Genomic DNA, 25,866 nt, shown 5'->3' on the forward strand with positions numbered 1-25,866 from the left:
CTTGCCACAGGTTAATTGGCAGAACAATATCTTTTATAACCCTGCTTGCCCATTACACCCATAACGTGAACTACATAGCTGTATGTTGTTTATAGTGCCTGAATCTGCAGGGCGCGAGAAGCACAAATCTATAGTTATAAAGACGTTTTAGCGCTTATTTATACGTTTTCAGTTATAGCCGTCTCTCAAGTAATTGCAGTTGAGACGAATCTGCCAGCTAGTGGTTATTAATTGCACTGAGTTTCCCTCTGATAACCTCAGGTATTTTGAACAATATTGCTGTTTTCGCCGTCAGTCAGATGCGGAACTATTATCTGGCAATGAACATGTGTCAATTTTGCCGCAAACTCTCAGTTGCTGCCCAGAGAAAGCCAGAATCAGGCAATCCTTTGTTCAGCAAGGGGATCTAATGACATTAGATCTGTCTTCATGATGAATTTGGCAGGATACGACTATGACATTAAACAACCAACCGGGCTGTGAACGCTTTACAGATACTAATCGTTTTACTCAACTTGTCGGGTATTACGAAGAGGAACGACGTACCGTGTGGATGATGCTGAGTTCTCAACCCCGCCCATGCTTTAATCACCAATTAATTGAGGAAATCATGAACCTGAGTTATCTGGTGAAAAAACTAGGTATGGCTGTGGATTTTTGGGTTACCGGTTCTTTAGTCCCCGATATGTTTAATACCGGCGGAGACCTTAACTTCTTTATTGATTGCATCCGTAACGGCAAACGTGAGGCGTTACGCGCCTATGCAAGAGCCTGTGTAGACTGCGTACATGCAGCCGCACGTGGTTTTGACACTGGAGCAATCAGTATGGCTATGGTTGAAGGTAGCGCGCTGGGAGGTGGCTTTGAGGCCGCTCTGGCACACCATTTTGTGCTGGCGCAACATGATGCCCGAATGGGTTTCCCTGAAATCGCGTTTAATCTTTTTCCAGGAATGGGCGCGTACTCCCTGGTTGCCCGCCGTTCTGGTATGAAGCTCGCCGAGGAGCTTATATACAAAGGTGAATCTCATACTGCTGAGTGGTACCAAAACCACGGCCTGGTTGACCAATTATTTGAACCAGGAAAGGGCTATATAGCAACGCGGACGTTAATTGATACCTTTCGCACTAAACTTAATGGTATCAGGGCGATGCTGCGAGCCAGAGCCCGGGTAATGACGTTACCCCGGTCGGAGCTCATGGATATCACTGAAGACTGGGTGGAGAGTGCCTTTGCACTTGAATCCCGGGATATCAGTTATATGGAAAGGCTGGTGATGTTACAGGATCGCCATGTTGCCACGGCGATCCGTAAGGCAGGTTAAAACCCGGTTCTTGCCTGATAACGTTTATACCATCGCTCGAAAGAAGCTGCAGGCATAGGTTTAGCAAATAGAAAACCTTGCCGTTCATTGACGCCGTTCTTAATAAGAAAGGCGTCTTCTTTTTTGCTTTCCACCCCTTCGGCAATCACTTGCAGGTTGAGAGCTTGCGCAACAGCGACAATCGCCCTGACTAAAGATTGTGAAACCGGGTGCTTATAAACTTCTTTCACAAAACTCTGATCGAGTTTAATAGCGTCAATGGGGAAACGGGCAAGCTGTGAAAGGGAAGAGTACCCCGTGCCAAAATCATCCAGGTGAATCTGTGCGCCTAACCGGCTGAATTGCTGAATCACTGACAGTGCCAGTTCCTCATTTTCAATCAGGCAGCTCTCGGTCAACTCAACATCAACCGGGCAATATTCAAAGTTGAGATCAGCCAGTGCCTGTTTTAAATCACTGAAGATAGTCTGGTCAGACAGTTGCCGGGCAGAAATATTGACGGCGACACGCAAATTTATCCCTTTTTTGCGCCATTTCGCGACTTGCTGAATGACATCAAGCATTACCCAACGCCCCAAAGGCACAATCAGCCCGGACTCTTCGGCATAACTGATAAAATCTGTTGGTGCTATCAAACCCCGTTCCGGAGATTGCCAGCGCACTAAGGCTTCGACACTCCTCACTTCACCACGCCAGGTGACTTTTGGTTGGTAATGAATAACTAATTGCTGGTTATCCAGCGCCTTGCGTAAATTGGTGTCCAGCCATAAATATTCGAAAACACGCTGGTTCATTTCTGGGGAGAAAACACAAAATTTACCCCGGCCATTTTCTTTGGCTGTGTACATGGCCGTGTCTGCGTTACGAATAACGCTTTCACGATCAGTACCGTGTTGCGGGGCGATAGCGATACCCAGTGAACACCCGGTGTAGACTTCAATAAGCCCAATACGGAAAGCCTGGCGCAGGCGGGAAATAATCCGTGATGACATGGCTTCCAGCGCCACCTGTGTGGTGTTGCTCGCCAGAATAATAAACTCATCACCGCCCAGGCGAGCCAGCGTTTGTTCCCCATCCAGACAACCGAGAATTGCAAGAGACACTGCCTGTAACAACTGGTCGCCAAACATATGCCCATAGGCATCGTTCACTTTCTTGAAATTATCCAGGTCAAGATAAACCACACCAACCTGGCTGTCACCGCGCTTCTCTATTGCATCGGCAATCAGGTCATTAATGGCATTACGGTTAGGCAGGCCAGTTATGGCATCGGTGTTAGCCAGAACACGCAGGCGCTCCTGAGCTCGCCGCTCTTCTGTAATATCTGTCCCGGAGCAGATAAGGAAAATTTCATTCTTACCGCTGCCGTTATGCACAAACTTATTGCGAAACAGAAACAGGCGCTGCCCCTTGAGCGTTTTCACCCAACGCTCAACCTCATACGCATTTCCGTTGTGAAAAAATGCGCTGACATTACGCCTTGAAGCTGCGGCTTCAGTTGGCGTCATGAAAAGTTTGAAGACATTTTTACCCACAACCTCATGCTCTTTGAGGCCGGTATATTCTTCACTCAAACGGTTAAATCGCTGGATATTCCCGAGTTTATCCAGCACCACAATAACTGAATTGGCTTCGGCTACAACCTGTTCAGCGAAAGACAGCCCATGGATTAAATCGCGAGTTGTAGACGGTGTGTCATTCCAGCAGGAGACAGAGCCTCCCCATTCCTGGCGCGACAACTTACGGCCAACAAGGTGCAGCGTGACATCAGCACCGAACAGAGACACCAAAATTGTCTGGCTCGAAGTAATAACCGTCATTTCACGGATATGGTCTGCCTGCTCCTGGGTAAGAGCAACCACTTGCGACGTTTCCGCGTGTTCTGCGGCGGATAACTGAAGCGCATTGCTGTCAGCAGGTAAGCGCCAGAAAGGACTGTAGCTGCCTGAATAACGAAAAAGGAGGTTCTGCTCCAGATCGTCTTTCATGGTTTCTCCTGAACCCACAATGTTGCACATTAATAAGTGCGGTTAACTAATCAACCTTAATATAGTAGGGCGAAAATTACAAAACTGATTGTTTTTACAAGTGATGTGACCACCACGGCGTGAACAAATCAGATGCGCCTCACAATACCCGCAGAATTTATCTTAAAAATAATCAGCACTCCCCATGCTATACATTAACGCATTTGAGATAAGGGAATTCTGCAGATAAACGATAAAAAAAGCCTCCAATTGGAGGCTTTAACTATGCAGACAACCAGGGATAACACGATGATTCCCCTCTTTAATTGCTGTTCATAAAAAAGAGCAACCGGCCCCTGATGCCTGATGATGGTGAGTGATAATCACCCACCATCAATATTAACCAGCGATACGGGCAATAATATTGCGTGTTTCCATACGAACTTCCGCAATGGTAACCCGGATGACATCGGTAACTTTGAAACAGGTTTCACCTTTGATTTGCACAGTACCCAGCTCCTGGCTACACACCAGTTCATCACGAACAGCATGAATAAACGGTGCAGGAATAAAGGCAACTGCGCCGTTATCAACCAGACGTACGCGCATACCACCACGTGAAACATCAATTACCTCAGCATTAAACTGAGTATCCGTGCCTGCTTTATCATTCAGGAACCGTGCATACAGCCAGTCACCGACATCACGTTCAGCCATGCGGTTAAGACGGCGACGCTCAGCCATTTGAACAGTCAGTTCATCTGCAGGGCGGGCAATTGTTTCACCTTTGATAATCGCTTTCAGCAAACGATGGTTTACCATGTCGCCATATTTACGAATCGGTGATGTCCAGGTTGCGTAGGCTTCAAAACCCAGTCCAAAGTGGGCACCTGGTTCAGTGCTGATTTCCGCAAAAGACTGGAAACGACGGGTGCGGCTGTCCAGGAAAGAGGATGGCTGGCTGTCGAGTTCACGGCGCAGGGTGCAGAAACCTGGCAGGGTAAGCAATGCCTGAGCATCTGCTTCAATTCCGTGGCTTTTCAGTAAAGTCGCAAGTTGCTCAACAGAAGATGGGTCAAAACCGGCATGGATGTTGTAAATGCCAAAGCCCAGTTTTTCTTTCAATACCTGTGCAGCACAAAGGTTGGCTGCAATCATGGACTCTTCAACAATGCGGTTGGCAATACGGCGCGGCTCAGCAACGATGTCCAGCACTTCACCTTTTTCACCGAGAATAAAGCGGTAATCCGGGCGGTCTTTAAACACCAGCGCATTGGTTTCACGCCATTGACTGCGGCGCTGGCAAATTTGAGCCAACAGACCAATTTGTTGTGCTACAGCTTCAGAGTCAGGCTGCCACTCGCCTTGTTTCTCAAGGTAATCAGAAACATTGTCATAAGCCAGTTTGGCCTTAGATTCAATGGTTGCGGCAAAGAAATGGATGTTCGCAATCGCGCCATCAGCAAGAATATCCATGCGGCAAGCCAGCACCGGGCGCGGCATGTTCGGGCGCAGTGAACACAGGTCATCAGACAGTTCACGTGGCAGCATTGGAATGTTGAAGCCAGGCAGGTAGTTGGTAAAGGCGCGAACCTGAGCAATTTTATCCAACTTGCTGTTTTCAGCAATCCAGGCTGTTGGGTCTGCGATAGCAACAGTCAGTTGCAGTACATCACCTTCTGTAACCTGAACAAACAGCGCGTCATCCATATCTTCCGTGCTGGCGCTGTCAATGGTGACAAACTCCAGTTGGGTTAAATCTTCACGGTTCAGGTGCTCATCCAGTTGTTCAGTGGCAACACCATCGGGTGCTTCACGTTCCAGGTTATGGCGTGCAAGCGTTACCCACCATGGGACGAAATGATCATCACTGAAGGTGATAAATTGAGTCAGTTCGGCATAAAAAGTGCGGTCACCTTTTAACGGGTGACGGCGCATTTCTGCTACAGCCCAGTCACCTTGCTGGAACTCATGACTCACCTGGCGGGCAGGGCGGCAAGGAATGGCATCACGCAGCAGTGGATGATCGGGAATAATAGACAGTTTATCGTCTTTCTTTTGGACCCGGCCCACAAAGCGAGACAGGAAAGGTTCAACCAGCTCTTCGGGTTCAGCCGATTCACGATCCTTGTCTGTGTGAATGACGGCAATAATCCGGTCGCCATGCATCACTTTCTTCATTTGCGGAGGTGGAATGAAATAGCTTTTTTGCGCGTCAACCTCAAGGAAGCCAAATCCTTTTTCAGTTGCTTTGACCACGCCTTCTGCTCGCGGGGTTTGAGAATGAAGTTGCTGTTTTAGCTGCGCAAGCAGCGGGTTATCCTGAAACATAATATTAGTATCGGTAGCCTAAAGAGCGGCAGACAGTTTTACGCGAATACGGGTATGGCGGCAAGTGAAGTTTGCCTGTGTTATCACTTGTCCGTGCAATTATTCCCCTTGACGTAACCTGATTACAAGCAGGTTGTCCGGATAAATACGTTTTATCAGTACAGTGCTTTAAGGTCGTTCGGCCATTGGGTAATGTAATGGTTAACTGCTAAACAACCCGGGACTGGTAATCTATTACAGGCCGCTTATCCGGAATGCGTTCAGTGTTGTGGGCATAAAAAAGAGCAGTGTTTCACTGCTCTTTCAGATTGATGAAAAAGAAGGAAAAAGCGTGGTTTTTTCTTCTTTTTAGTTAGCAGACGAAAATCAATGACTTGATTTTCCTGTTTTTTTATTGGGTGACATCCTCTCGTGCTGTGCGAACATGAGGTTTGTCATCAGACTCAGAGCAGTGTTTCACTGCTCTTTGCTGTTGAACCAGAAAACGCCAGGGCGAATTATTTCAGTTCAAGCTCATTCATTGCAGCAATGCTGAAGCCGCCATCAACATGGACAACTTCACCGGAAATCCCGGCTGAAAGGTCTGCACACAGGAACGCAGCCGTATTACCCACGTCTTCGATAGTCACGGTACGGCGAATGGGCGTTACCGCTTCGCAGTGGGCAAGCATTTTACGGAAATCTTTAATGCCGGAGGCTGCCAGGGTACGAATCGGACCCGCTGAAATAGCGTTTACACGCACACCTTCAGGCCCCATGGCATTGGCCATGTAACGGACATTGGCTTCCAGAGACGCTTTAGCCAGCCCCATAACGTTGTAGTTAGGAATAGCACGTTCAGCACCGAGATAAGACAGCGTTAACAATGCTGAGCCTGGATTCAGCATTTGGCGGCAGGATTTAGCCATTGCGACAAAGCTGTATGCACTGATGTCATGAGCAATTTTGAAGCCTTCACGGGTGACAGCATTGACGTAGTCACCATCTAACTGGTCGGCTGGAGCAAAACCAATAGAATGCACAAAACCATCGAATTTCGGCCAGCTTGTAGCCAGCACAGCAAACATGCTGTCGATACTGGAATCTTCAGCGACATCACACTGCAGTACGATGCTGGAACCAAAATTGGCAGCAAACTCTTCCACGCGGCCTTTCAGTTTGTCAGTCTGGTAAGTGAAAGCAAGCTCAGCACCTTCACGATGCATAGCCTGAGCAATACCGTAGGCGATGGAGCGGTTGCTGGCCAGGCCAGTAACCAGAATGCGCTTACCGGAAAGAAAACCCATAGTTTTAATCCTTATCGTCAGTACTTGTTTGCTTTTAAATTCAAATTATTAAAAGCAATTTTTTCAATTAGTTATTCGCAATCAGCCCGAAGTTATAACTCACTGCCGGGCAGGCGGAGCAGTATATCACTCAATAACCAGGCGCCTCATCCAACCAGCGTGCCACGAAAAGCGGGGGCACATCTATTTGTTATCTTTACGCCAGGCATCTGCGGTCAGCGCTTCACCAAAGTGGCTGGTGATAAGCCTGCGAGTTAGTTCATGCAACGGGGAAGCAAGTACATCCGCGGTACTGCCACGCTCAACGACCTCGCCATGTTGCATCACCATCACCTGGTCACTAATGTGTTTCATCATGCCAATATGCTGGGTAACATAAATATATGAAATACCTTGTTTTTCCTGCAGTTCCAGCATGAGGTTAATCAACTGAGAACGCATCGACATATCCAGAGATGCCAGTGCTTCATCGGCAATAATCACTTTTGGCCTGAGGATTAACGCGCGGGCAAGGCCCAGGCGCTGCTTTTGCCCTGGGGCAAGCATATGCGGGTAATAGCTGGCGTGATCAGGTAACAACCCAACCATGCGCAGTGTTTCCACTATTTGTTTGCGTCGAGCCTCTGGCTCTAACTCGGTATTCAGCCGTAATGGGAAATCGAGAATTTGGGAAACCCGTTGGCGAGGGTTGAGTGATGTCGAAGGATCCTGAAAGATCATGCGTATTTGCTGGCATCGCCATGCATAATCGCCATAATGCAAGGGGTGATCATTAATCACCACTTCTCCGTCTGTTGGCTCTACCATCCCTGCCAGCATTTTCGCCAGCGTAGATTTACCAGAACCATTCTCACCAATAATAGCCAGTGTCTGCCGCTCCCTGAGCATAAAACTCAGTGGTTTAACCGCTTCAACCAGTTGCCGGTGAAACATTCCTGTACGATAGCGGAAGGTTTTACTCAGGTTGCGGACTTCGAGTAATGTTTCCACCATGATTACTGGCTCTCCATGTTTAACGGGAAGTGGCATGCATACTGGCGGCTACGCGCACCGGTCAGGCGAGGTGTCTCAATGCATTCACGCTGGGCATAAGGGCAGCGTGGGCCAAGGCGGCAACCAATGGGCAAATGTTCCAGTAACGGAATGGCGCCAGGCAGGGTGTTAAGCCGGCTTTTGTGCGGCATTGCACTGCCGAAATCAGGGATGGCACGAATCAGTGCCTGGGTATATGGGTGGTAAGGCATTGATATCAGTTCATCGCTGGGGGCCGATTCCACGGTTTGCCCGCAATACATAACAATAATACGGTCTGTCCATTGGCTGAGCATTTGCAGGTCATGGCTTATTAACAAAATCGTCGTATTGTTGTTCTGGTTTAACCGGCTGAGTAAGCGGAAAATTTGCGCCTGCGTGGTGGGTTCCATTGCATTGGTGGGTTCATCGGCAATCAACAACCTTGGTTGGTTTGCCAGGGCAATGGCAATCATCACTTTCTGGCATTCACCTTCCGTCAACTCATACGGATAACTGCGCATGGCGTCTTTGTGATCTTTGATGCCCACACGGTGCAGCAGCTCAATAGCCCGGCGTTTACGCCAGCCAAACCGTTTCCACCAACGGCCTTTCCAGGTCCAGCCCGGGATATTTTGCATTAACTGGCGGCCAATGGATTCCGAAGGATCCAGGCAAGACTGGGGTTCCTGAAAAATCATTGAAACATTGTGGCCAATAAGCTTACGGCGTTCCCGGGTAGACAGGCGCATCAAATCGATGTCATTAAAGCGCATACGGTCTGCCGTGACACGCCAGTTATCTTTCGTGATACCGCATAACGCTTTGGCTATCAGGCTTTTACCTGAACCAGACTCCCCAACCAAACCACGCACATCGCCTTCATTCAGCGTCAGGCTTACCCGGTCAACAGCTTTAACCCAGCCTTCGTTGGTTTTAAATTCAATGGTCAGATTACGTATATCTAATAGTGGCATTATTCCACCCCGGAGATGATTGCGCGGCGAATACCATCACCCAGCAGGTTAATCAACAGGACACTTACCATGATAGCAGCACCGGGTAACATCACGGTCCAGGGCGCGACATAAATCAACTCAAGGGAATCACCCAGCATCGCGCCCCATTCAGGAGAGGGAAGCTGTGCGCCAAGGTCGAGAAAACCAAGTGCCGCAATATCCAGAATCGCAATAGAAAAAGCGCGGGTGACTTCCCCAACCAGCCCGGCGGCAATATTGGGCAGAACTGAGTAAACCAGAATATTCAGTGTGGAAGCGCCATCAAGGCGTGTGGCGATGACATACTCTTTTTCCAGCTCATCATGCACCAGCAAATAAACGGAACGCACCATGCGCGGTAACAACGCAAGCCAGACCGCAAACATGGCATGAGACAAATGTGGCCCGGCGAAAGCAACAACAATAATCGCCAGTAACAGGGACGGAATCGACAACAACGTGTCCAGAATATGGTTAAGCGCTGCAGAACGCAGACCATGGGTTGAACCAGCAAATACGCCCATGATTAGCCCGCAAAATGCTGCCGCCAGGGTGACAGCAAACGCACCACCAACCGTGGGTAATGCGCCGCTGAGCAACCGGCTTAATACATCGCGCCCTAAATCATCCGTGCCGAGAAAGAAAGACACATCACCATAACGCGACCATGAAGGCGGCAGTAGCTGGTAGCCCAGAAATTGCTGGTCAATACCATAAGGGGCAAAAAAATGACCGAACAGGCACAGCAGTAATAACGCACCACAACCATACAGGCCAATCATTGCTGGCGTGTCACCATAAAATTTTCGCCAGGTAATCAGCAACGGGCCAGGTGGGCGCTTTTCGCTGTAAACATTATCGTAGGGCATACCATTCCTTATGTTTCAATGGGTTGGCAAGCGCACCCAGAATATCTGAAACAACATTGACAATGATAACTAACGAGCCAATAACCATCACTCCCGCAGAAATGGCGGCATAGTCTTGTTGGCGAATAGCGTTAACCAGCCAGCGCCCAAGACCCGGCCAGCTAAACACCACTTCGGTTATCATGGCGAGCGTGAGCATCGTTGAAAACTGTAAACCCAGACGGGGAATAACCGGTGGAAGGGCATTATGCAATACGTGGCGGTGCAGCACGGTAAAACGTGACATTCCACGCGTGGCTGCTGCTTTAATGTAATTAGTATCAAATACTTCGACTGTACTGATACGCATCAGGCGTACTACTTCAGTCATTGGCGCAAGAGTCAGCGTGGCAACTGGCAGCACCATATGGCGCAGCACACTCATAATCATTTGGTCGCGATAAGGTGAGTCCGAAAGCCAGGCATCAATCAGCGCAAAACCTGTCACATCTTTGACCTGGTATAGCAAGTCAATTCTGCCCGAGACAGGTAACCAGCCCAGCGTGAGAGAGAAAAATAATGTCAGCAACAGCGCCAGCCAAAAGACAGGAATTGAAAAGCCTACCAGAGCCAGAGTTGAAATCACGTTATCCTGCCATTTATAACGGGTGATACCAGCCAGCATGCCCAGAGGGATACCTATTACCAGTGCCAGGCCGAACGACAGGATACATAATTCTAGTGTTGCCGGGAAAACCTCAGCAAGTTGCTCATTAATAGACTGGCCATTAATACTGGAAACACCAAAATCCCAGTGGATTAAGCTATTGAACCAAAATAGCCACGCGTTCCAGAAAGAGGCTCCCTGTAAGGGCGCATGTGGGGTGAAATAACACAGGCTGAACCCAACAAACGACAACAGAAACAAGGTAACCATCAATAGTAACAAGCGGCGCAATGTGAAAATAATCATGGTTTTTTCACCTCAGGGATTTCACGCCATACACCAGCAAATGAAGCACTGCCGAAGGGGCTCAGCACCAGTCCTTTCATATCAAACCGGTAGGCCTGCAAACGCAGGGAAGATGCCAGCGGCAGGACAGGGAGTTCCTGCGCCAGAATTTGCTGAGCGTGGTGGTAGGCTTCAATACGCGATGAAAGCTGTGGTGAATCCAGCGCCTGTTGTAGCACTGCATCAAAACCCCGGTCACACCAGTGAGAAAAGTTGGTTTGCGAACGGCTTGCAGCGCAACTCAATAACGGGCGGAAGAAACTGTCCGGGTCATTACTGTCTGTTGCCCAACCGGTTAATGTCAGGTCGTGGCTCATATCCATTAAACGGGCTTCCTGGAAACGGCCTTCCACTGCACGGATAACCACCTTCACACCCACTTGTGCCATATCTGCCTGAATCAGCTCAGCGGTTTTAAGTGGGCTGGGGTTCCAGGGCTGTGAAGTGGTGGGAACCCAAAGTTGTAATGTCAAATTCTTGATACCCAGCGCTTCCAGTTGCTGGCGTGATTTTTCCGGGTTGTATTCGGTAATTTTGGAGCTGCTATCGTAAGCCCATGATGCGCGCGGCAGAATAGAAGCCGCTGTTTCCGCCGTACCATAATAAATTGACTGCATCAGGCGTTGGTTGTTAATCGATAACGACAACGCATGGCGCACGGCCGGGTTATTAAGCGGTGGTTTGTTGGTGTTAAACGCCAAAAATGCAATGTTCATCCCGGGGCGCAAAGTCAGGCGCAAACGCGGGTCATCACGCAAAACGGTCAACTGGCTGGCAGCAGGCCACGCAAGTACATCGCATTCCCCAGTAAGCAGCCGCGACATACGCCCGGTGCCACCGGTACCCATATCAACCACCACCTGGGGCATTTTAGGCTCTCCGCGCCAGTAATGTTCATGCCGTGCCAGGCGAATAAATTGCCCCGAGCGGTATTCGGCGAGTTTAAACGGCCCGGTGCCTACCGGCAGGCGGTCAATTAACTCCTGCTTTCCTGCATTTTCCAGCTTGTGGGCATATTCAGCAGACATTACCGACGCATAGTGCGTGGCAAGATGCCATAAGAAAGAAGCATCCGGGCGCTTAAGACGAAACTCAACTGTGTAATTATCAAGCTTGCGGATACTTTCAATGGTATCGGCAAACTGAAGGCTATCGAAATAGGGGTAGCTGTCGCCGTTAACGTTATGCCATGGGTCGTTTTTGTCGAAAATGCGTTTAAAACTGAACACCACATCATCAGCATTAAAATTACGGGTTGGTGCAAACCATTCAGTAGTCTGAAATGCCACGTCATGGCGTAAATGGAAGCGGAAGGTCGCGCCATTATCCAGCACTTCCCAGCTTTGAGCGAGCTCAGGCACCAGGCGGTAGGTGTAGGGATCTACGTCGAGCAACCGGTCATAAAGCTGAGCCGCAAGGGTATCTACCGTTAATCCTTCACTGACTTTTTGCGGATTAAAGGTATTAACCTGGCCGTTGGCACAATAGACAAAGCCACTCTGGCGAATGTCTGGTGGCGAGTCCTGTGACGTAGCATAAGCTGTGCTGCTAAAAGAACCCAGCAAGGCCAGCAATGAAACGAGAAATGAGCGCATATTTTTTTGAGTGACGATAACCAATAACTTAAGTGTATCGCACTCTTATCGGCATCCCAAAAAATGTCGGGATGTTTGCTGTAAATATCACCAACCAGCTAGTGAATTTGATGTTTTTTGAGCAATGCACGTAACTGGTGGTAGGTTAACCCCAACTTTTCCGCTGCCGTTTTCTGGTTAAACCTGGCTTGTTGCAGGCTGGTTAGTACCAAATCTTTCTCTTGTTGCAACTGAAATGCCCGTAAATCTATGGGTAAAACCGGTGCCGAAAGCGCTGGTGATCTGGCAGGCTCTTCCCCGGCTAACTGCGAACCGGAACTTAAAAAAGGGTTGAAGACAATATTGTCGAGAACATCCGGGTCCGGACCATGGCGGTAAACCGAGCGTTCAACAACATTTTTCAGTTCACGAATATTACCCGGCCAGGTCCAGGCCAGTAACTGCGACTCGGCCTGTTCACTGAAACCGGTAAAGAGCGGCAACCCCATTTCACGGCACATTTGAATGGCAAAGTGTTGGGCCAGTAACAGAATATCTGGCTGCCGCTGGCGTAACGGGGGCAGGGTAACTACATCGAAGGCCAGGCGGTCCAGCAAGTCGGCCCTGAACTGGCCGCTGTGTGCCAGTGCAGGTAAGTCGGCATTTGTGGCACAAACCAGCCTTACATCAACCTTGAGCGGCTGGGTACCACCGACACGTTCAAGCTCGCCGTACTCAATAACCCGCAATAGCTTTTCCTGAACCTGCATGGGAGCCGTTGCCAGTTCATCGAGAAAGAGAGTGCCGCCTTCGGCGCGTTCGAACCTGCCAGGGTGGCGTTTTTGCGCCCCTGTAAATGCACCTGCCTCATGCCCAAAAAGCTCTGAATCCAGTAAGTTTTCATTAAGTGCCGAACAGTTGAGCGAGACAAACGGCCCCTGCCAGCGCGGCGATAAGTAGTGAATACGGTGAGCGACCAGCTCCTTACCCGTTCCCCGTTCGCCAACCACCAGAACGGGTTTGTTCAGTTGGGCCAGGCGTGAGGCATGCTCCAGCACCTCAAGAAAGTTATTGGCTTCGCCAACCAGGTTATCTTTCTCATCCATCATGGTTAAATTCACTATTTAATGGTGTATCTAACCACTATAGCCAGGTCTGGCTGGCAGGTAAAATAGTTAAAAATGTTTTATTTCAATCAGATAAAACATTGGCACGCAATTTGTAATAACCAGAGGGTACAGCAAAAGTGTAATCGCGATGGTGATAGCGAATACCAGAGCTAAGTAAAAGGTATGCCAGCCTGGCATGGCTCAACACAGAACCTGGCGACGTTAAGTGTGGCAGGTTAAGGAGATTTAAATGGGAATTTTTTCGCGCTTTACTGACATCATCAATGCCAATATCAACTCCTTGTTAGAGAAAGCAGAAGATCCGCAAAAACTGGTGCGGCTGATGATTCAGGAAATGGAAGATACACTGGTTGAAGTACGGTCAACGTCTGCCCGTGCGCTGGCAGAGAAAAAACAGCTGACCCGCCGTATTGACCAGGCACTGGCTCGCCAGCAGGAGTGGCAGGAAAAGGCCGAGCTGGCGCTGAGAAAAGAAAAAGAAGATCTGGCTCGTGCAGCATTGATCGAAAAACAAAAGCTTACAGATCTCATTACCAGCCTCAATGACGAAGTCGGGCACATTGATGAAACCTTGCTGCGCATGAAAACAGAAATCGGTGAGCTTGAGAATAAACTGACTGAAACCCGTGCCCGCCAGCAAGCCCTGGCTTTGCGCCATCAGGCAGCGGCTTCATCACGTGATGTGCGTCGCCAGCTTGATAACGGAAAACTGGATGAAGCAATGGCACGTTTTGATGCGTTTGAGCGCCGTATCGACCAGATGGAAGCAGAAGCAGAAAGCCACCGGTTTGGTAAAAGCAAAACCCTTGATCAGGAATTTGCAGAATTAAAAGCCGATGATGAAATCAGTGCGCAAATTGCGGCACTGAAAGCCAAAATGAACAAGGACAGCAACGCCTGATTGCACGCAGAGACCCTGTGTGAGCGTCATAGATTAAGGAGAACAAATGAGCGCGCTTTTTCTGGCTATTCCGTTAACCATTTTTATGTTGTTTGTCGCACCTGTCTGGCTGTGGCTGCACTACAGCAACCGCGACAAAGGCGAGAGTGTTTTATCAAATAACGAGCAGCAACGCCTGCAGCAACTCACTGGCGAGGCGAAGCGGATGCAGGACCGGATACAGGCACTGGAACAAATACTGGATGCTGAGCATCCGGGATGGAGGGAACGTTAATGGCAGCATTTCATAAACGCAAACTCTGGCGTAACCCACAACAAGGGATGATTAAGGGAGTTTGTGCCGGGGTTGCCGAATACCTTGATGTGCCAGTAAAACTGGTGCGGGCAATAACAGTACTTTCGCTGTTTTTCGGCCTGTTCTTTTTTGTTGTGGTGGCTTATATCGCGTTAACATTTGCACTAGACCCGCGCCCGGAAGGCTTGCAGGACGAACAGGAACCGGTACCGGACAACCACCACTTGCTGGCACAGGCAGACCAGTTACTTGGCGAAAGTGAAAGGCGGCTACAGGCAATGGAGCGTTACATAACATCGGATTCCTTTACTCTGCGTAGCCGGTTTCGTCAGCTATGAAGACCGCAAACAGCACAATAGCGCCAGGCTATCGCCGCCTGGCACCGCTGGCCATGGTAGCCACGACGGTTGCGCTACGCTTTGTGCCCGCAGGGGTTGCCACTCTGGTGATTAGCCGGGTGGCCCATAAACCTTTGCGGCTGTTGTTGGGCGTTGTTCTGGAACCCGTGTTACGCACTGGCGTGAAAAAATTCACCCAACGCTGGCACAATAAACCCTGATTTATAAACCACCCGCTGCACATCCGCGGCTGTGTGGTGGCTGGTGTTCATGTATATACTGTGGTCAGTACCTTGATTTTGCCTGGTGTGTGTCATTATCTACAGCATTGCTGTTTCCCATAAGTAGTTATCACCGCCAAATGAATCAATGTGATGCAGGTACCTTTGCAGCAGGCAAAGGGTGTACTGGCAAATAACAGGAATGTTATGAAGCGAATAAAAAATGAGTTTCAGGCCCTGGTCAACCGCGGAGCAGACAGGCACTTGCGCCTGGCGGTCACCGGGCTGAGCCGTAGCGGTAAAACCGCCTTTATTACTGCCTTCGTTAACCAACTGCTTAATACTCAAACCGGCGCGCGCCTGCCTTTACTTAACGCAGCGCGGGAAGGGCGCCTGTTTGGTGCCCGCCGGGTACCACAGCAAAATTTGGGTATCCCACGCTTTACCTACGATGAAGGTATTGCACAGCTTTATGGCCACCCTCCCGCCTGGCCGACACCAACCCGTGGTGTCAGTGAAATCCGTCTTGCTCTGCGCTTTCGTTCTGGTACCAGCGTTATGCGGCATTTCAAAGAGAATGCCACGCTGTATCTCGATATTGTGGATTACCCGGGGGAATGGTTACTCGATCTCCCTATGCTCGGGCTGGACTACGCGGCCTGGTCACGCCAAATGACGGGGTTGCTGAAAGGGGCCAGGGGTGAGATGGCGGCAAAATGGCAGGCATTATCGCAAGGGCTGGACCCGAATGCCCCGGCGGATGAAAACTGCCTGGCAGAAATAGCTGCCGCCTGGACCGATTACCTGCATTCCTGTAAACAGGCCGGACTGCACTTTATTCAGCCTGGCCGTTTTGTATTACCAGGCGATATGTCTGGTGCGCCTGCATTGCAGTTTTTCCCCTGGCCGGATGTAGATAATGTGGGTGACCATGTTATCAGCCAGGCCGGTAAACAAACCAATGCAGGCATGTTACGTGCCCGTTATGACTATTACTGCCAGCACGTGGTTCGCGGTTTTTACCGCGAGCACTTTATTCGGTTTGACCGGCAAATTGTGCTGGTGGATTGCCTGCAGCCACTTAATAGCGGGCCGCAGGCATTTAACGATATGCGCCTTGCACTAACGCAATTAATGCAGAGCTTCCATTACGGGCAGCGCACACTGTATCGGCGGCTGTTTTCACCCGTCATCGATAAACTGTTGTTTGCTGCCACTAAAGCAGACCACGTGACTCATGACCAGCATGCCAACCTGGTCAGCCTGCTTCAGCAACTGGTGCAGGATGCCTGGCAGAATGCTGCCTTTGAAGGCATAAAAATGGAGTGCATGGGGCTGGCATCTGTACAGGCAACCACTGCCGGGCTGGTGGATTACCAGGGTGGCAAAATGCCTGCGTTACAGGGTCACCGGTTGTCTGATGGCACACCACTGACATTCTTCCCCGGAGAGGTGCCATCGCGCTTGCCTGGTAACGCTTTCTGGGAACAGCAGGGGTTCTCATTTGAGCAATTCCGCCCGTTACCCATGGATATTGACAGCCCTTTACCACACATTCGGCTGGATGCCGCAATGGAATTCCTGATAGGAGACAAGCTGCGATGAGTGAACCTATAAAACCACGCATTGATTTTTCGCAGGAAAAACCAGTGCAGGAGGCAAAAGCAACGGTGCGCCCGGCCAAAATGTTTGATGAGGCTGAAAACTTCGAACCCGTGCAGGTGAGTGAACCGGAAAACGAAGAAGCTCTGCAGGCTGAAGTATTAGTGTCCCGCGCGCTACAACCGAAAAAAAGCGTGTGGCGGCGCATGGTTGGGCTTGGGCTGGCCGTTTTCGGTGTGAGTGTGGTGGCACAGGGTGTGGCATGGGCACACAATGCCTGGGTGACTCAGGACTGGATAAGTCTGGGTGGCTGTGCTGCGGGGGGGCTGATTGTCATCGCAGGAGCTGGTTCACTGGTAACAGAATGGCGCAGGTTATGGAAGTTACGTCAGCGGGTTGAAGAACGCCATGAAGCGGCCGAAATGTTAACCAGCTACGCGTCTGGCAAGGCACGGGCGTTTTGCGAAAAACTCGCCACTAAGGCGGGGCTCGATCAGCGCCATCCTGCCATGCAGCGCTGGTATGCAGCGTTACATGAAACCCACAATGACAAAGAAGTCATCACTCTGTACGGGCAAATGGTGCAGCCGGTTCTGGATAACCAGGCGCGTAAAGCCATCAGCCGTTCGGCGGCGCAGTCTTCACTGATGATTGCTGTCAGCCCACTGGCACTGGTTGATATGGCGTTTGTGGCCTGGCGCAATATCCGGCTAATTAACCATATTGCCGGGTTGTACGGCATTGAACTGGGCTACTTCAGCCGTATCCGCCTGTTTCGCATGGTGCTGCTGAATATTGCCTTTGCCGGAGCAAGTGAGTTGGTTCGTGAAGTGGGTATGGACTGGATGTCTCAGGACCTGGCCGCTCGCCTTTCTGCCCGGGCAGCTCAGGGCATAGGTGTAGGCCTGTTGACCGCACGGTTGGGGATCAAAACCATGGAGTTATGCCGCCCACTCCCGTGGACAGGTGATAAACCGAAACTGGGCGATTTTCGCCGCGAACTGATAAGTGAGGTTCGTGCAACTTTGCAACGCAGTAAACAGACTAATACACCCTCTGTATAATCAGAGCACCGCGCTGAATAGCAGTGTGGTGCTGCTCATGCTTTTTTGATGCCTTTCACGTTGTTACCTGTAACGACAAATCAATTGATTGATAACGCCAGGCTGTCAATATTTGTTGACAGATAGCTTCTGGATAGCGCAGAAGTGCAGTATCATCACAGCTTGTCCTTTTGACTGATATATAGGTTCCTGCCATGCGCCTTGAAGTATTTTGTGAAGACCGCCTTGGGCTCACACGTGAGTTGCTCGATTTACTGGTGCTGCGTGGCATCGATTTACGTGGCATTGAAATTGACCCCATTGGGCGCATTTATCTCAACTTTTCTACTCAGGCGTTTGATACCTTCAGCAGCCTGATGGCAGAAATCCGCCGCATTCCGGGCGTGTCTGATGTGCGTACCGTACCCTGGATGCCGACAGAGCGGGAGCACCGCGCGTTAAGCGCATTGTTGGAAGCTTTGCCTGAACCCGTGCTATCGCTGGATATGAAAAGCAAAGTGGAGATGGCAAACCCGGCGTGCTGTGCATTGTTTGGCCAGGATGCCGATAAACTGCGTAACCATAATGCAGCCAGCCTGATTCCCGGTTTTAATTTTGTCCGCTGGCTGGAAAGCTGCCCGGTTGCGTCACATACCGAACATGTAGTGATTAACGGGCAAAACTTTCTGATGGAAATTACTCCGGTGCCGGTTGAAGCCGAAGAAACCGGTGAAACAGTTCCGGGTGGTGCGGTGGTTATGCTCCAGTCAACGATTCGTATGGGCAGGCAGTTGCAGAACCTGAATAACCACAATGTTGAAGCTTTCAGCCAGGTTGTCGCGGTTAGCGGTGCAATGCGCCATGTTGTCGAACTGGCACGCAAAGTGGCCGGGCTGAATGCCCCATTGCTCATTATTGGTGAAACGGGGACCGGTAAAGACTTGTTTGCCCGTGCCTGCCATATGGCGAGCCCCCGTGCAGAAAAACCTTACCTGGCGCTTAACTGTGCTTCAATCCCGGAGGATGCGGTTGAAAGTGAGTTATTCGGCCACGCTGCCGGCGCCTATGCTAATGCCACTGAAGGGAAAAAAGGGTTTTTCGAGCAGGCCAACGGCGGGTCTGTCTTATTAGATGAAATTGGCGAAATGTCGCCGCGCATGCAGGCAAAACTGTTGCGTTTTCTCAACGACGGCACCTTCCGCCGCGTGGGCGATGAACATGAAGTGCATGTGGATGTAAGGGTTATCTGCGCTACCCAGAAAAACCTTGTTGAACTGGTGCAAAAAGGCGCATTCCGCGAAGATCTTTATTACCGGCTGAATGTCCTGACATTAAATCTTCCACCATTGCGCGATTGCCCGCAGGATATCATGCCGCTTACTGAGTTGTTTGTTGCGCGTTTTGCCGATGAACAGGGCGTGCCGCGGCCTAAATTGTCCTCGGAATTAAATTCAGTGCTTTCCCGCTATAGTTGGCCAGGTAATGTACGACAGTTAAAAAATGCGATTTACCGGGCTTTGACCCAGTTGGAAGGTTATGAACTGCGTTCGCAGGATGTGTTATTACCCGATGTTGATGCCAGTGTGATGCCAGTGGGCGATGACGTGATGGAAGGCTCATTAGATGACATTACGCGCCGCTTTGAACGTGCGGTACTGACGCAGCTTTACCGTAATTACCCCAGCACACGTAAACTGGCAAGGCGGCTCGGGGTGTCGCACACCGCTATAGCAAACAAGCTAAGGGAATATGGCCTGAGTGGGCGTAAAACGGAAGAGTGAATAAAAAAGCCGGTTGTAATCCAACCGGCTTTTTATCAAAGAACTAACAATCAGCCTTTCAGTGCGGCCAGTGCAGCACTGTAATCTGGTTCTTCAGTGATTTCATTGACCAGTTGGCTGAAAATCACCTCATCTTTCTCGTTGATCACGACAACAGCACGGGCGGTCAGGCCTTTCAGTGCACCATCATCAATCCCCACACCATAAGTATCCTGGAATTCAGGGTGGCGCAGAGTAGAAAGTGTCACGACGTTGCTGAGGCCTTCAGCGCCGCAGAAGCGAGACTGGGCAAATGGCAGGTCAGCAGAAATACACAACACAACGGTGTTATCCATTTCAGTAGCCAGTTGGTTAAATTTGCGAACAGATGCCGCGCAAACACCAGTATCAATGCTTGGGAAAATATTCAGAACTTTACGTTTACCCGCGTAGTGGCTCAGGGAGATATCTGCAAGGTCTTTTGCGACCAGAGTGAATGCCGCAGCAGCACTACCAGCCTGAGGGATCTGACCTTTAACGGCAACCGGGTTACCCTGAAAATGAACGAGTTGTGACATAGTTATTTTCCTGTTCTCATATTGTTAACGCTTAAGCTAGTGTAAGCCAACTCATAGCGAATGAATATAAAAAATTATTTACATCCCGGCAATTGTAGCCCCAAAACAGTTAACAGAGAGCCGCAGGAGAGGTATTTACACCAGAATTCTAAACCGATGTCCGTGAAGCTAATCTGGGGCAAGGGTATATACTGCATGAAACATAAAAGGGAAAAACCGTGATGAAAAATATCAGTGTGTACGAGGAGTCATGGCCACTTAATACCCCCTTTACGATTGCCCGCGGAACACGTGAACAGGCTACTGTTGTGGTGGTCGAAGTCATGGATGAATCTGGGGTAAAAGGTGTAGGGGAGTGCACACCTTATTTGCGTTATGGGGAAACAGCGGCTTCGGTGATGGCTCAGGTGGTAAGTATCCTGCCTGCCCTGGAGCTGGGAATGAACCGTAATGAATTGCAGGATGCACTGCCTGCCGGTGCCGCCCGCAACGCAGTAGACTGTGCATTGTGGGATCTTGAGGCCCGCCTCGCAGGGCTGGCGCTGCCGCAATACCTGCAAACCCCCTTGCCAGAAAGTGTGGTAATGGCGCAAACCGTGGTCATCGATACCCCGGAGCGCATGGCGCAGGCAGCACAGCGGCTCTGGTTGAGTGGTGCGCATTTATTGAAAGTAAAACTCGACGACCGCCTGATAACGGAGCGCATGGTTGCTATTCGTGCCGCGGTGCCGGATGCAACACTGATTGTTGATGCTAACGAATCATGGCATGTGGAAGGGCTTGCAGCCCGTTGCCAACTGCTTGCAGACCTTAAAGTGGCTATGCTGGAGCAACCCTTGCCAGCCAGTGAAGACTCCGCACTGGCCAATTTTATTCACCCATTGCCTGTGTGTGCAGATGAATCCTGCCATACGCGGTCACACCTGGAAGCGCTGTCTGGCTACTATGACATGGTCAATATTAAGCTTGATAAAACGGGTGGGCTGACAGAGGCATTATTATTACAACAGGCGGCAATAGCTGCAGGTTTTGAGATTATGTTAGGTTGCATGCTGTGTACCTCACGAGCTATCACTGCAGCGCTACCATTAGTGCCTTCAGCCCGTTTTTTGGACCTGGATGGCCCAACGTGGCTGGCAGTGGATGTTGAGCCCGGGCTTAATTTCACACCGGGCATGTTACATTTTTAACCCTTATAAGTAAGCAGGCTGGTAAATCCATCCAGATAACGCTCGCAGGCGAGGTCTGCTGATACCGGTGGTAGTTCGGCTGTAATACACGGCAGGCTGTTATCTTTGCACCAACTGCCAAATGAACCCGGCGTGGCATAACCCACGCTGGTAACCAGGGGTAACATCAGTGTGGTTGCCAGCCATTCCCCGAGTGGTGTGCGGTATGGGTCTTCAACGCAGGCTAATGGCTCATGAAACGACACCGCCCAGGCCGGTTTTATTCGGGTGATTAACTGGCACAATGCCTGGGTTTCTGGCTCGGAACCGGCAAATTCACCTGCTGAGAGTTTCACATCACGAACCGGTGCCTGTGTGTTCCAGCGATAAACTGTCTCGCCTGGTTTCCAGTTAGCTGCCGGAAAATTCCGGTTCAAATCCACTCCGCGCAAGTTGGCACGCAAACCACTCTGGCAACCATCCGGGTTAACACAAAGAATGACATGGTGGCGGCGGTGTGTTTCTTCCAAAGTGCGCAGTGCACAGGACAAGGTGATAACACTTGCGGTTTCGTCACCGTGTGTTCCGGCCATAATCAACCCTGCGGAGGGTTGCATTTCTGTGGCCGGGTACCAGAGCAGCTGAGCTCCACCAACGCTGGCGCCGTATTGTTGTGCGGGTGTCTGGAAATTACCGCGGAATTGTCTCGCACGTGAAAGTGGCATAAATCACCTTGTTGTCAGAATAACGTTAACCGGGACGCATCAGTTTGAGCGGCTGTCTGGCAGGCGTTCGTGCAGTTTGCCGCAAAACTTACCACAAAGTATTACAGAATATTTGCAATTCTTCCTATCAAAACAAATAATTATCAAAAGTTCCGATCAGTGCGGAAAAGATAAAATCTAACCAGGGCTGCCAAATGAAACTTGTTACCCGAATGCTTTGCAGTGCGATTATCGTTGGTGGTGCCACAACGGCTACCTTTGCTGCCGATGTGCCTCCAGGGACTCAACTTGCTGCAAAGCAGGAATTAAATCGCCATATTAAAGATGAACCTGCATCACTGGACCCTGCTAAAGCAGTTGGGTTACCGGAAATTCAGGTAATTCGTGATTTGTTTGAAGGGCTTACTAATCAGGATGCTACCGGAGCACTGATCCCCGGTGTGGCAACAAAGTGGCAGACCAATAACAACCGTATCTGGACGTTCACTCTGAGGCCCGATGCCCGCTGGTCTGACGGTTCTCCGGTCACTGCAGAAGACTTTGTTTATAGCTGGCGCCGCCTGGTAGACCCGAAGACCAGCTCACCTTTTGCATCATTTGCTGCATTAGCCGGAATAGATAATGCCCAGGCTATTATTGAAGGGAAAATGGCTCCGGAAAAGCTGGGTGTCAGTGCGCTTGACAGCCGAACCCTGCAGGTACAGCTTGATAAAAACGTGCCTTTTTTCCCACTGCTAACAGCCAGCTTTGCGCTTTATCCAGTAAAACAGGCAACAGTGGAAAAATATGGTAATGACTGGACGCGACCGGGAAACCTGGTGGGTAATGGCGCTTTTGTACTGGCTTCCAGAGTCGTCAATGAGAAACTGGTCGTAACACCTAACAGGCAGTATTGGGATAATGCCAAAACAGTACTCACCAGAGTGACATTTATTCCGATTAACCAGGAATCATCGGCAACTAAGCGTTATTTGTCCGGTGGCATTGATATAACTGAGTCCTTCCCGAAGAATATGTACCACAAGCTGCTGGAAACCATTCCAGGGCAAGTCTATACACCGCCTCAGTTAGGCACATATTACTACGCGTTTAATACTCAAAAAGGGCCGACAGCAGATCAACGCGTGCGTGTAGCGCTTAGTCTGACTATTGACCGCGATATTATTGCTCATAAGGTTCTGGGTACCGGCGAAAAACCCGCCTGGCATTTTACGCCAGATGTTACTCAAGGGTTCACGCCACAACCGGCTTTATTCCAGGAAATGACGCAGGAAGAGCGAGATTCGCAGGCAAAAATGTTGCTGAAAGCTGCAGGCTACGGGCCTGAAAAACCGCTTAAGCTTTCACTGCTGTACAATACGTCAGAAAACCACCAAAAAATTGCCATTGCCATTGCTTCAATGTGGCGTAAAGCACTGGGTGCTGAAGTCACCCTTAAAAACCAGGAGTGGAAGACATATCTCGATAGCCGCCGTAGCGGGGACTTTGATGTTATCCGTGCTTCATGGATTGGTGATTACAATGAAGCATCAACATTTTTATCTCTTCTGACATCCACTAACAGTGGCAACATTTCTCGTTTCAGCTCCAGTGCTTACGACAAAATTATTGCCCAGGCTGCCAGTGAAACAAACGAAAAAGCGCGCAATAAAGACTATGATGAAGCCGAAAAAATCCTCGCGGAACAGGCCCCAATTGCGCCGATTTACCAGTACACCAACGGGCGTTTGATTAAACCCTGGGTTAAAGGTTACCCAATAGACAACCCTGAAGATGTTGCTTACAGCCGGACAATGTACATCATTAAGCATTAACGCAGGCTATGCTGCAGGCGGGGTTGTGCCAGGATTAGGCCACAATTTGTGATGCCGGGCGATTTTTGCTCACAGGAGTGTTGATCAGATTTATCTGATATCTTATTATCGTTTTGCCCCCAAAGAGCTAACACCACATTGTGAGTGCCGGAGATAAGCGCCGGAGGGGCAAATCCCTCTTATCTGCCTCTGAAGTTCATCGTCTCTATTATCTTTTAGCCAACCATTAGCATCAAAGCTCGTCCATTCTGTACGTTACAACCATTGCACCAGGGATTGTGGGAAGGCAAGATAGCGCCTGAATAAAAAGGAGATTGTATGCAGGAACTCATGCATTTTGCCGGGCGTTACGGCATTAATTTAACTAACTCACTAGCGCTGGTATCGGTATTAGCGATCATTTTGTTTACGGCTGTCGTTGTTCACCTCATTTTACACCGCCTGGTGTTACGTGCTTTTGAAAAGCGCGCGCAAAGCAGTAACAAGCTCTGGCTGCAGGTTATTACCCAGCACCATCTGTTTCGCCGCCTGGCCTTCGTGCTGCAGGGTATTATTGTGCACATTCAGGTTTTACTGTGGTTAGAGGTGGGGAGTGAAGCCAGTTTGTTTTTACTCACTGCAGCACAGTTATGGGTGATGCTGTATGGGCTGCTGGCCTTTTTCTCCCTGATGGACGTCTCATTTGTGGTTTCCCGCAAACTGCCATTCGCCGGGAATCTGCCGCTTAAAGGGATTGTCCAGAGCATGAAACTGCTCAGTGCCATCGTGATTGGCATCATGATGATTTCGGTATTAATTGGCAAATCACCGGCGATTTTGATTAGTGGCCTGGGTGCCATGGCTGCGGTGCTCATGTTGGTATTTAAAGACCCCATTCTTGGCCTGGTGGCTGGAATCCAGCTTTCAGCCAACCGTATGCTAAACCAGGGAGACTGGCTGGAAATGCCCAAATATGGCGCTGACGGTGCCGTTACTGATATTGGGCTGACAACGGTGAAGGTCAGAAACTGGGATAACACGATTACCACTATCCCAACCTATGCACTGGTTTCTGATGCATTTAAGAACTGGCAGGGGATGTCGGAGTCTGGCGGGCGCCGCATTAAACGCAGCATTAATATTGATACCACCAGCATCCATTTCCTCTCTGACGATGAACTGGCACACTTGCAGCAGTCGCGTATTCTAACGCCTTATTTAGCACAGAAAAACGACGAGTTATCAGCCTGGAACCGGGAAAATGACCACGAGTCTGGATCAGTGCTGAATGTACGGCAAATGACTAATGTCGGTACCTTTCGCGCCTATTTGACCGCGTACCTGAACCAGCACCCGAAAATTCACCCTGACATGACTACCATGGTTCGCCAGTTATCCCCCGGGGTGGATGGCTTACCGCTGGAGATTTATGCATTCACCAATACTGTCGCCTGGCTTGAATATGAAGCCATCCAGGCAGATATCTTTGACCATATCTATGCAGTAATTGGTGAATTTGGTTTACGTGTGCACCAGTCGCCAACGGGGAATGATATGCGCAACCTTGCTACCTCTGCGCGTGCTGGCTCGTAGCCGTATCACGCTTCGCGGATAACAAATAATGCCAGTGGCGTTTTCATTAAACTAAGCAGTTGAAATTGTGTGGCAGTGGTAACATCGCGTGTGATTTTGCCACCGTGCCACACAATATTTCCGATATAGCCCAGTTGCCGCCATACCACTAAAATGGGCACCAATAACGCAGCGATAGCGTCATTTTGCTGGCATTCCAGTGTGGCGTAATTTTCATCATCAAGCTCATTAATAAATATTTGAATCCCTTCATGGGGAAGCAGTGCTTTGATGTCGCCAAGAATGGCAGCACTAACGGAGCGGGAGAGTCGCAGGTTGACTCGTGGGTTATGTGTCCAGTTATCAGTCATCTGGTACCATTGCGATG

General features: G+C 49.9%; 23 protein-coding genes. 11 read left to right on the plus strand and 12 right to left on the minus strand.

Annotated elements, in window-relative coordinates:
- The first annotated feature begins 454 nt into the window (after window positions 1-454).
- Window positions 455-1,324, plus strand: a complete 870-nt coding sequence (locus DES37_RS05450) for a crotonase/enoyl-CoA hydratase family protein (RefSeq protein ID WP_036105477.1) — start codon at window positions 455-457, stop codon at window positions 1,322-1,324.
- Here the strand turns inward: DES37_RS05450 and pdeR are convergent.
- The 9 genes from pdeR to pspF all read right to left on the minus strand — a co-directional run bounded on the left by pdeR (window position 1,321) and on the right by pspF (window position 13,460).
- The gene (gene pdeR, locus DES37_RS05455) at window positions 1,321-3,312 is read right to left on the minus strand and encodes a cyclic di-GMP phosphodiesterase (protein ID WP_036105480.1); all 1,992 of its coding nucleotides are present in this window, start codon (window positions 3,310-3,312) and stop codon (window positions 1,321-1,323) included. The genes DES37_RS05450 and pdeR overlap by 4 nt on opposite strands.
- Before the next feature lie 378 nt (window positions 3,313-3,690).
- On the minus strand, window positions 3,691-5,622 hold the full coding sequence (locus tag DES37_RS05460) for an exoribonuclease II (protein WP_110025126.1): 1,932 nt from the start codon (window positions 5,620-5,622) through the stop codon (window positions 3,691-3,693).
- Between the two features lie 497 nt (window positions 5,623-6,119).
- A complete protein-coding gene (fabI, locus tag DES37_RS05465; RefSeq protein ID WP_110025127.1) occupies window positions 6,120-6,908 on the minus strand; it encodes an enoyl-ACP reductase FabI in 789 nt (262 codons plus the stop codon).
- Window positions 6,909-7,091: 183 nt separating this feature from the next.
- On the minus strand, window positions 7,092-7,901 hold the full coding sequence (gene sapF, locus DES37_RS05470) for a putrescine export ABC transporter ATP-binding protein SapF (protein WP_036105487.1): 810 nt from the start codon (window positions 7,899-7,901) through the stop codon (window positions 7,092-7,094).
- A gap of 2 nt (window positions 7,902-7,903) precedes the next feature.
- Window positions 7,904-8,896 (minus strand): putrescine export ABC transporter ATP-binding protein SapD, encoded by a 993-nt coding sequence (gene sapD, locus DES37_RS05475; protein ID WP_036105490.1) that lies wholly within the window; start codon window positions 8,894-8,896, stop codon window positions 7,904-7,906.
- Window positions 8,896-9,786 carry a putrescine export ABC transporter permease SapC gene (gene sapC / locus DES37_RS05480; RefSeq protein WP_036105492.1) on the minus strand — a complete coding sequence of 297 codons (891 nt, stop codon included), beginning with the start codon at window positions 9,784-9,786 and terminating at the stop codon, window positions 8,896-8,898. Before sapC ends, sapD begins: the two co-directional genes overlap by 1 nt.
- Window positions 9,773-10,738, minus strand: coding sequence for a putrescine export ABC transporter permease SapB (gene sapB / locus DES37_RS05485; RefSeq protein WP_036105496.1), 966 nt, complete (start codon window positions 10,736-10,738; stop codon window positions 9,773-9,775). The genes sapC and sapB overlap by 14 nt, the downstream gene beginning before the upstream one ends.
- A complete protein-coding gene (gene sapA / locus DES37_RS05490) occupies window positions 10,735-12,372 on the minus strand; it encodes an ABC transporter substrate-binding protein SapA (RefSeq protein WP_110025313.1) in 1,638 nt (545 codons plus the stop codon). The genes sapB and sapA overlap by 4 nt, the downstream gene beginning before the upstream one ends.
- Before the next feature lie 98 nt (window positions 12,373-12,470).
- The gene (gene pspF, locus DES37_RS05495) at window positions 12,471-13,460 is read right to left on the minus strand and encodes a phage shock protein operon transcriptional activator (RefSeq protein WP_110025128.1); all 990 of its coding nucleotides are present in this window, start codon (window positions 13,458-13,460) and stop codon (window positions 12,471-12,473) included.
- A 250-nt stretch (window positions 13,461-13,710) separates the two neighbouring features.
- Here pspF and pspA point away from each other — a divergent pair, with 250 nt between their 5' ends.
- From pspA to tyrR, 7 genes are all read left to right on the plus strand, one after another.
- On the plus strand, window positions 13,711-14,382 hold the full coding sequence (gene pspA / locus DES37_RS05500; protein ID WP_110025129.1) for a phage shock protein PspA: 672 nt from the start codon (window positions 13,711-13,713) through the stop codon (window positions 14,380-14,382).
- Between the two features lie 46 nt (window positions 14,383-14,428).
- Entirely contained in the window at window positions 14,429-14,656 is a 228-nt protein-coding gene (gene pspB, locus DES37_RS05505) for an envelope stress response membrane protein PspB (RefSeq protein WP_036105505.1), read from the plus strand.
- Window positions 14,656-15,015 carry an envelope stress response membrane protein PspC gene (gene pspC / locus DES37_RS05510; RefSeq protein WP_110025130.1) on the plus strand — a complete coding sequence of 120 codons (360 nt, stop codon included), beginning with the start codon at window positions 14,656-14,658 and terminating at the stop codon, window positions 15,013-15,015. Before pspB ends, pspC begins: the two co-directional genes overlap by 1 nt.
- Window positions 15,012-15,236: a phage shock protein PspD gene (locus tag DES37_RS05515; RefSeq protein WP_110025131.1), complete on the plus strand. Its 225-nt coding sequence runs from the start codon at window positions 15,012-15,014 to the stop codon at window positions 15,234-15,236. The genes pspC and DES37_RS05515 overlap by 4 nt, the downstream gene beginning before the upstream one ends.
- A 207-nt stretch (window positions 15,237-15,443) precedes the next feature.
- A complete protein-coding gene (locus tag DES37_RS05520; RefSeq protein ID WP_110025314.1) occupies window positions 15,444-16,841 on the plus strand; it encodes a YcjX family GTP-binding protein in 1,398 nt (465 codons plus the stop codon).
- Complete coding sequence (locus DES37_RS05525) at window positions 16,838-17,902, plus strand: YcjF family protein (RefSeq protein WP_110025132.1); 1,065 nt, start codon at window positions 16,838-16,840, stop codon at window positions 17,900-17,902. The genes DES37_RS05520 and DES37_RS05525 overlap by 4 nt, the downstream gene beginning before the upstream one ends.
- Window positions 17,903-18,096: 194 nt before the next feature.
- Window positions 18,097-19,662, plus strand: coding sequence for a transcriptional regulator TyrR (gene tyrR / locus DES37_RS05530; RefSeq protein WP_110025133.1), 1,566 nt, complete (start codon window positions 18,097-18,099; stop codon window positions 19,660-19,662).
- 50 nt (window positions 19,663-19,712) lie between these two features.
- Here the strand turns inward: tyrR and tpx are convergent, their stop codons facing one another.
- Complete coding sequence (gene tpx / locus DES37_RS05535) at window positions 19,713-20,219, minus strand: thiol peroxidase (protein ID WP_036104160.1); 507 nt, start codon at window positions 20,217-20,219, stop codon at window positions 19,713-19,715.
- Between the two features lie 221 nt (window positions 20,220-20,440).
- Here tpx and ycjG point away from each other — a divergent pair, with 221 nt between their 5' ends.
- Window positions 20,441-21,409: an L-Ala-D/L-Glu epimerase gene (gene ycjG / locus DES37_RS05540; RefSeq protein WP_110025134.1), complete on the plus strand. Its 969-nt coding sequence runs from the start codon at window positions 20,441-20,443 to the stop codon at window positions 21,407-21,409.
- On the opposite strand, the gene mpaA is transcribed toward ycjG, so the two are convergent.
- Window positions 21,406-22,113 (minus strand): murein tripeptide amidase MpaA, encoded by a 708-nt coding sequence (gene mpaA / locus DES37_RS05545; protein WP_036104164.1) that lies wholly within the window; start codon window positions 22,111-22,113, stop codon window positions 21,406-21,408. The two genes, ycjG and mpaA, sit on opposite strands and share 4 nt — an antisense overlap.
- 212 nt (window positions 22,114-22,325) lie before the next feature.
- Here mpaA and DES37_RS05550 point away from each other — a divergent pair, with 212 nt between their 5' ends.
- Together DES37_RS05550 and DES37_RS05555 are read left to right on the plus strand one after the other, a co-directional pair.
- A complete protein-coding gene (locus DES37_RS05550) occupies window positions 22,326-23,927 on the plus strand; it encodes a peptide ABC transporter substrate-binding protein (protein WP_245930013.1) in 1,602 nt (533 codons plus the stop codon).
- A 318-nt stretch (window positions 23,928-24,245) separates the two neighbouring features.
- Window positions 24,246-25,499: a mechanosensitive ion channel family protein gene (locus DES37_RS05555; protein WP_110025136.1), complete on the plus strand. Its 1,254-nt coding sequence runs from the start codon at window positions 24,246-24,248 to the stop codon at window positions 25,497-25,499.
- 5 nt (window positions 25,500-25,504) lie between these two features.
- Here DES37_RS05555 and DES37_RS05560 read toward each other — a convergent pair whose 3' ends face one another.
- Window positions 25,505-25,849 carry a hypothetical protein gene (locus DES37_RS05560; RefSeq protein ID WP_110025137.1) on the minus strand — a complete coding sequence of 115 codons (345 nt, stop codon included), beginning with the start codon at window positions 25,847-25,849 and terminating at the stop codon, window positions 25,505-25,507.
- Between the last annotated feature and the right edge of the window lie 17 nt (window positions 25,850-25,866).

It is taken from the genome of Mangrovibacter plantisponsor (assembly GCF_003182475.1).
GTDB classification, from domain to species: Bacteria; Pseudomonadota; Gammaproteobacteria; order Enterobacterales; family Enterobacteriaceae; genus Mangrovibacter; species Mangrovibacter plantisponsor.

What these genes read in the sequence shown, in the direction of transcription:
- DES37_RS05450 (WP_036105477.1), top strand. Translation starts at nt 455, where the DNA reads ATGACATTAAACAACCAACCGGGCTGTGAACGCTTTACAGATACTAAT.
- pdeR (WP_036105480.1), bottom strand. Translation starts at nt 3,312, where the DNA reads ATGAAAGACGATCTGGAGCAGAACCTCCTTTTTCGTTATTCAGGCAGC.
- DES37_RS05460 (WP_110025126.1), bottom strand. Translation starts at nt 5,622, where the DNA reads ATGTTTCAGGATAACCCGCTGCTTGCGCAGCTAAAACAGCAACTTCAT.
- fabI (WP_110025127.1), bottom strand. Translation starts at nt 6,908, where the DNA reads ATGGGTTTTCTTTCCGGTAAGCGCATTCTGGTTACTGGCCTGGCCAGC.
- sapF (WP_036105487.1), bottom strand. Translation starts at nt 7,901, where the DNA reads ATGGTGGAAACATTACTCGAAGTCCGCAACCTGAGTAAAACCTTCCGC.
- sapD (WP_036105490.1), bottom strand. Translation starts at nt 8,896, where the DNA reads ATGCCACTATTAGATATACGTAATCTGACCATTGAATTTAAAACCAAC.
- sapC (WP_036105492.1), bottom strand. Translation starts at nt 9,786, where the DNA reads ATGCCCTACGATAATGTTTACAGCGAAAAGCGCCCACCTGGCCCGTTG.
- sapB (WP_036105496.1), bottom strand. Translation starts at nt 10,738, where the DNA reads ATGATTATTTTCACATTGCGCCGCTTGTTACTATTGATGGTTACCTTG.
- sapA (WP_110025313.1), bottom strand. Translation starts at nt 12,372, where the DNA reads ATGCGCTCATTTCTCGTTTCATTGCTGGCCTTGCTGGGTTCTTTTAGC.
- pspF (WP_110025128.1), bottom strand. Translation starts at nt 13,460, where the DNA reads ATGATGGATGAGAAAGATAACCTGGTTGGCGAAGCCAATAACTTTCTT.
- pspA (WP_110025129.1), top strand. Translation starts at nt 13,711, where the DNA reads ATGGGAATTTTTTCGCGCTTTACTGACATCATCAATGCCAATATCAAC.
- pspB (WP_036105505.1), top strand. Translation starts at nt 14,429, where the DNA reads ATGAGCGCGCTTTTTCTGGCTATTCCGTTAACCATTTTTATGTTGTTT.
- pspC (WP_110025130.1), top strand. Translation starts at nt 14,656, where the DNA reads ATGGCAGCATTTCATAAACGCAAACTCTGGCGTAACCCACAACAAGGG.
- DES37_RS05515 (WP_110025131.1), top strand. Translation starts at nt 15,012, where the DNA reads ATGAAGACCGCAAACAGCACAATAGCGCCAGGCTATCGCCGCCTGGCA.
- DES37_RS05520 (WP_110025314.1), top strand. Translation starts at nt 15,444, where the DNA reads ATGAAGCGAATAAAAAATGAGTTTCAGGCCCTGGTCAACCGCGGAGCA.
- DES37_RS05525 (WP_110025132.1), top strand. Translation starts at nt 16,838, where the DNA reads ATGAGTGAACCTATAAAACCACGCATTGATTTTTCGCAGGAAAAACCA.
- tyrR (WP_110025133.1), top strand. Translation starts at nt 18,097, where the DNA reads ATGCGCCTTGAAGTATTTTGTGAAGACCGCCTTGGGCTCACACGTGAG.
- tpx (WP_036104160.1), bottom strand. Translation starts at nt 20,219, where the DNA reads ATGTCACAACTCGTTCATTTTCAGGGTAACCCGGTTGCCGTTAAAGGT.
- ycjG (WP_110025134.1), top strand. Translation starts at nt 20,441, where the DNA reads ATGAAAAATATCAGTGTGTACGAGGAGTCATGGCCACTTAATACCCCC.
- mpaA (WP_036104164.1), bottom strand. Translation starts at nt 22,113, where the DNA reads ATGCCACTTTCACGTGCGAGACAATTCCGCGGTAATTTCCAGACACCC.
- DES37_RS05550 (WP_245930013.1), top strand. Translation starts at nt 22,326, where the DNA reads ATGCTTTGCAGTGCGATTATCGTTGGTGGTGCCACAACGGCTACCTTT.
- DES37_RS05555 (WP_110025136.1), top strand. Translation starts at nt 24,246, where the DNA reads ATGCAGGAACTCATGCATTTTGCCGGGCGTTACGGCATTAATTTAACT.
- DES37_RS05560 (WP_110025137.1), bottom strand. Translation starts at nt 25,849, where the DNA reads ATGACTGATAACTGGACACATAACCCACGAGTCAACCTGCGACTCTCC.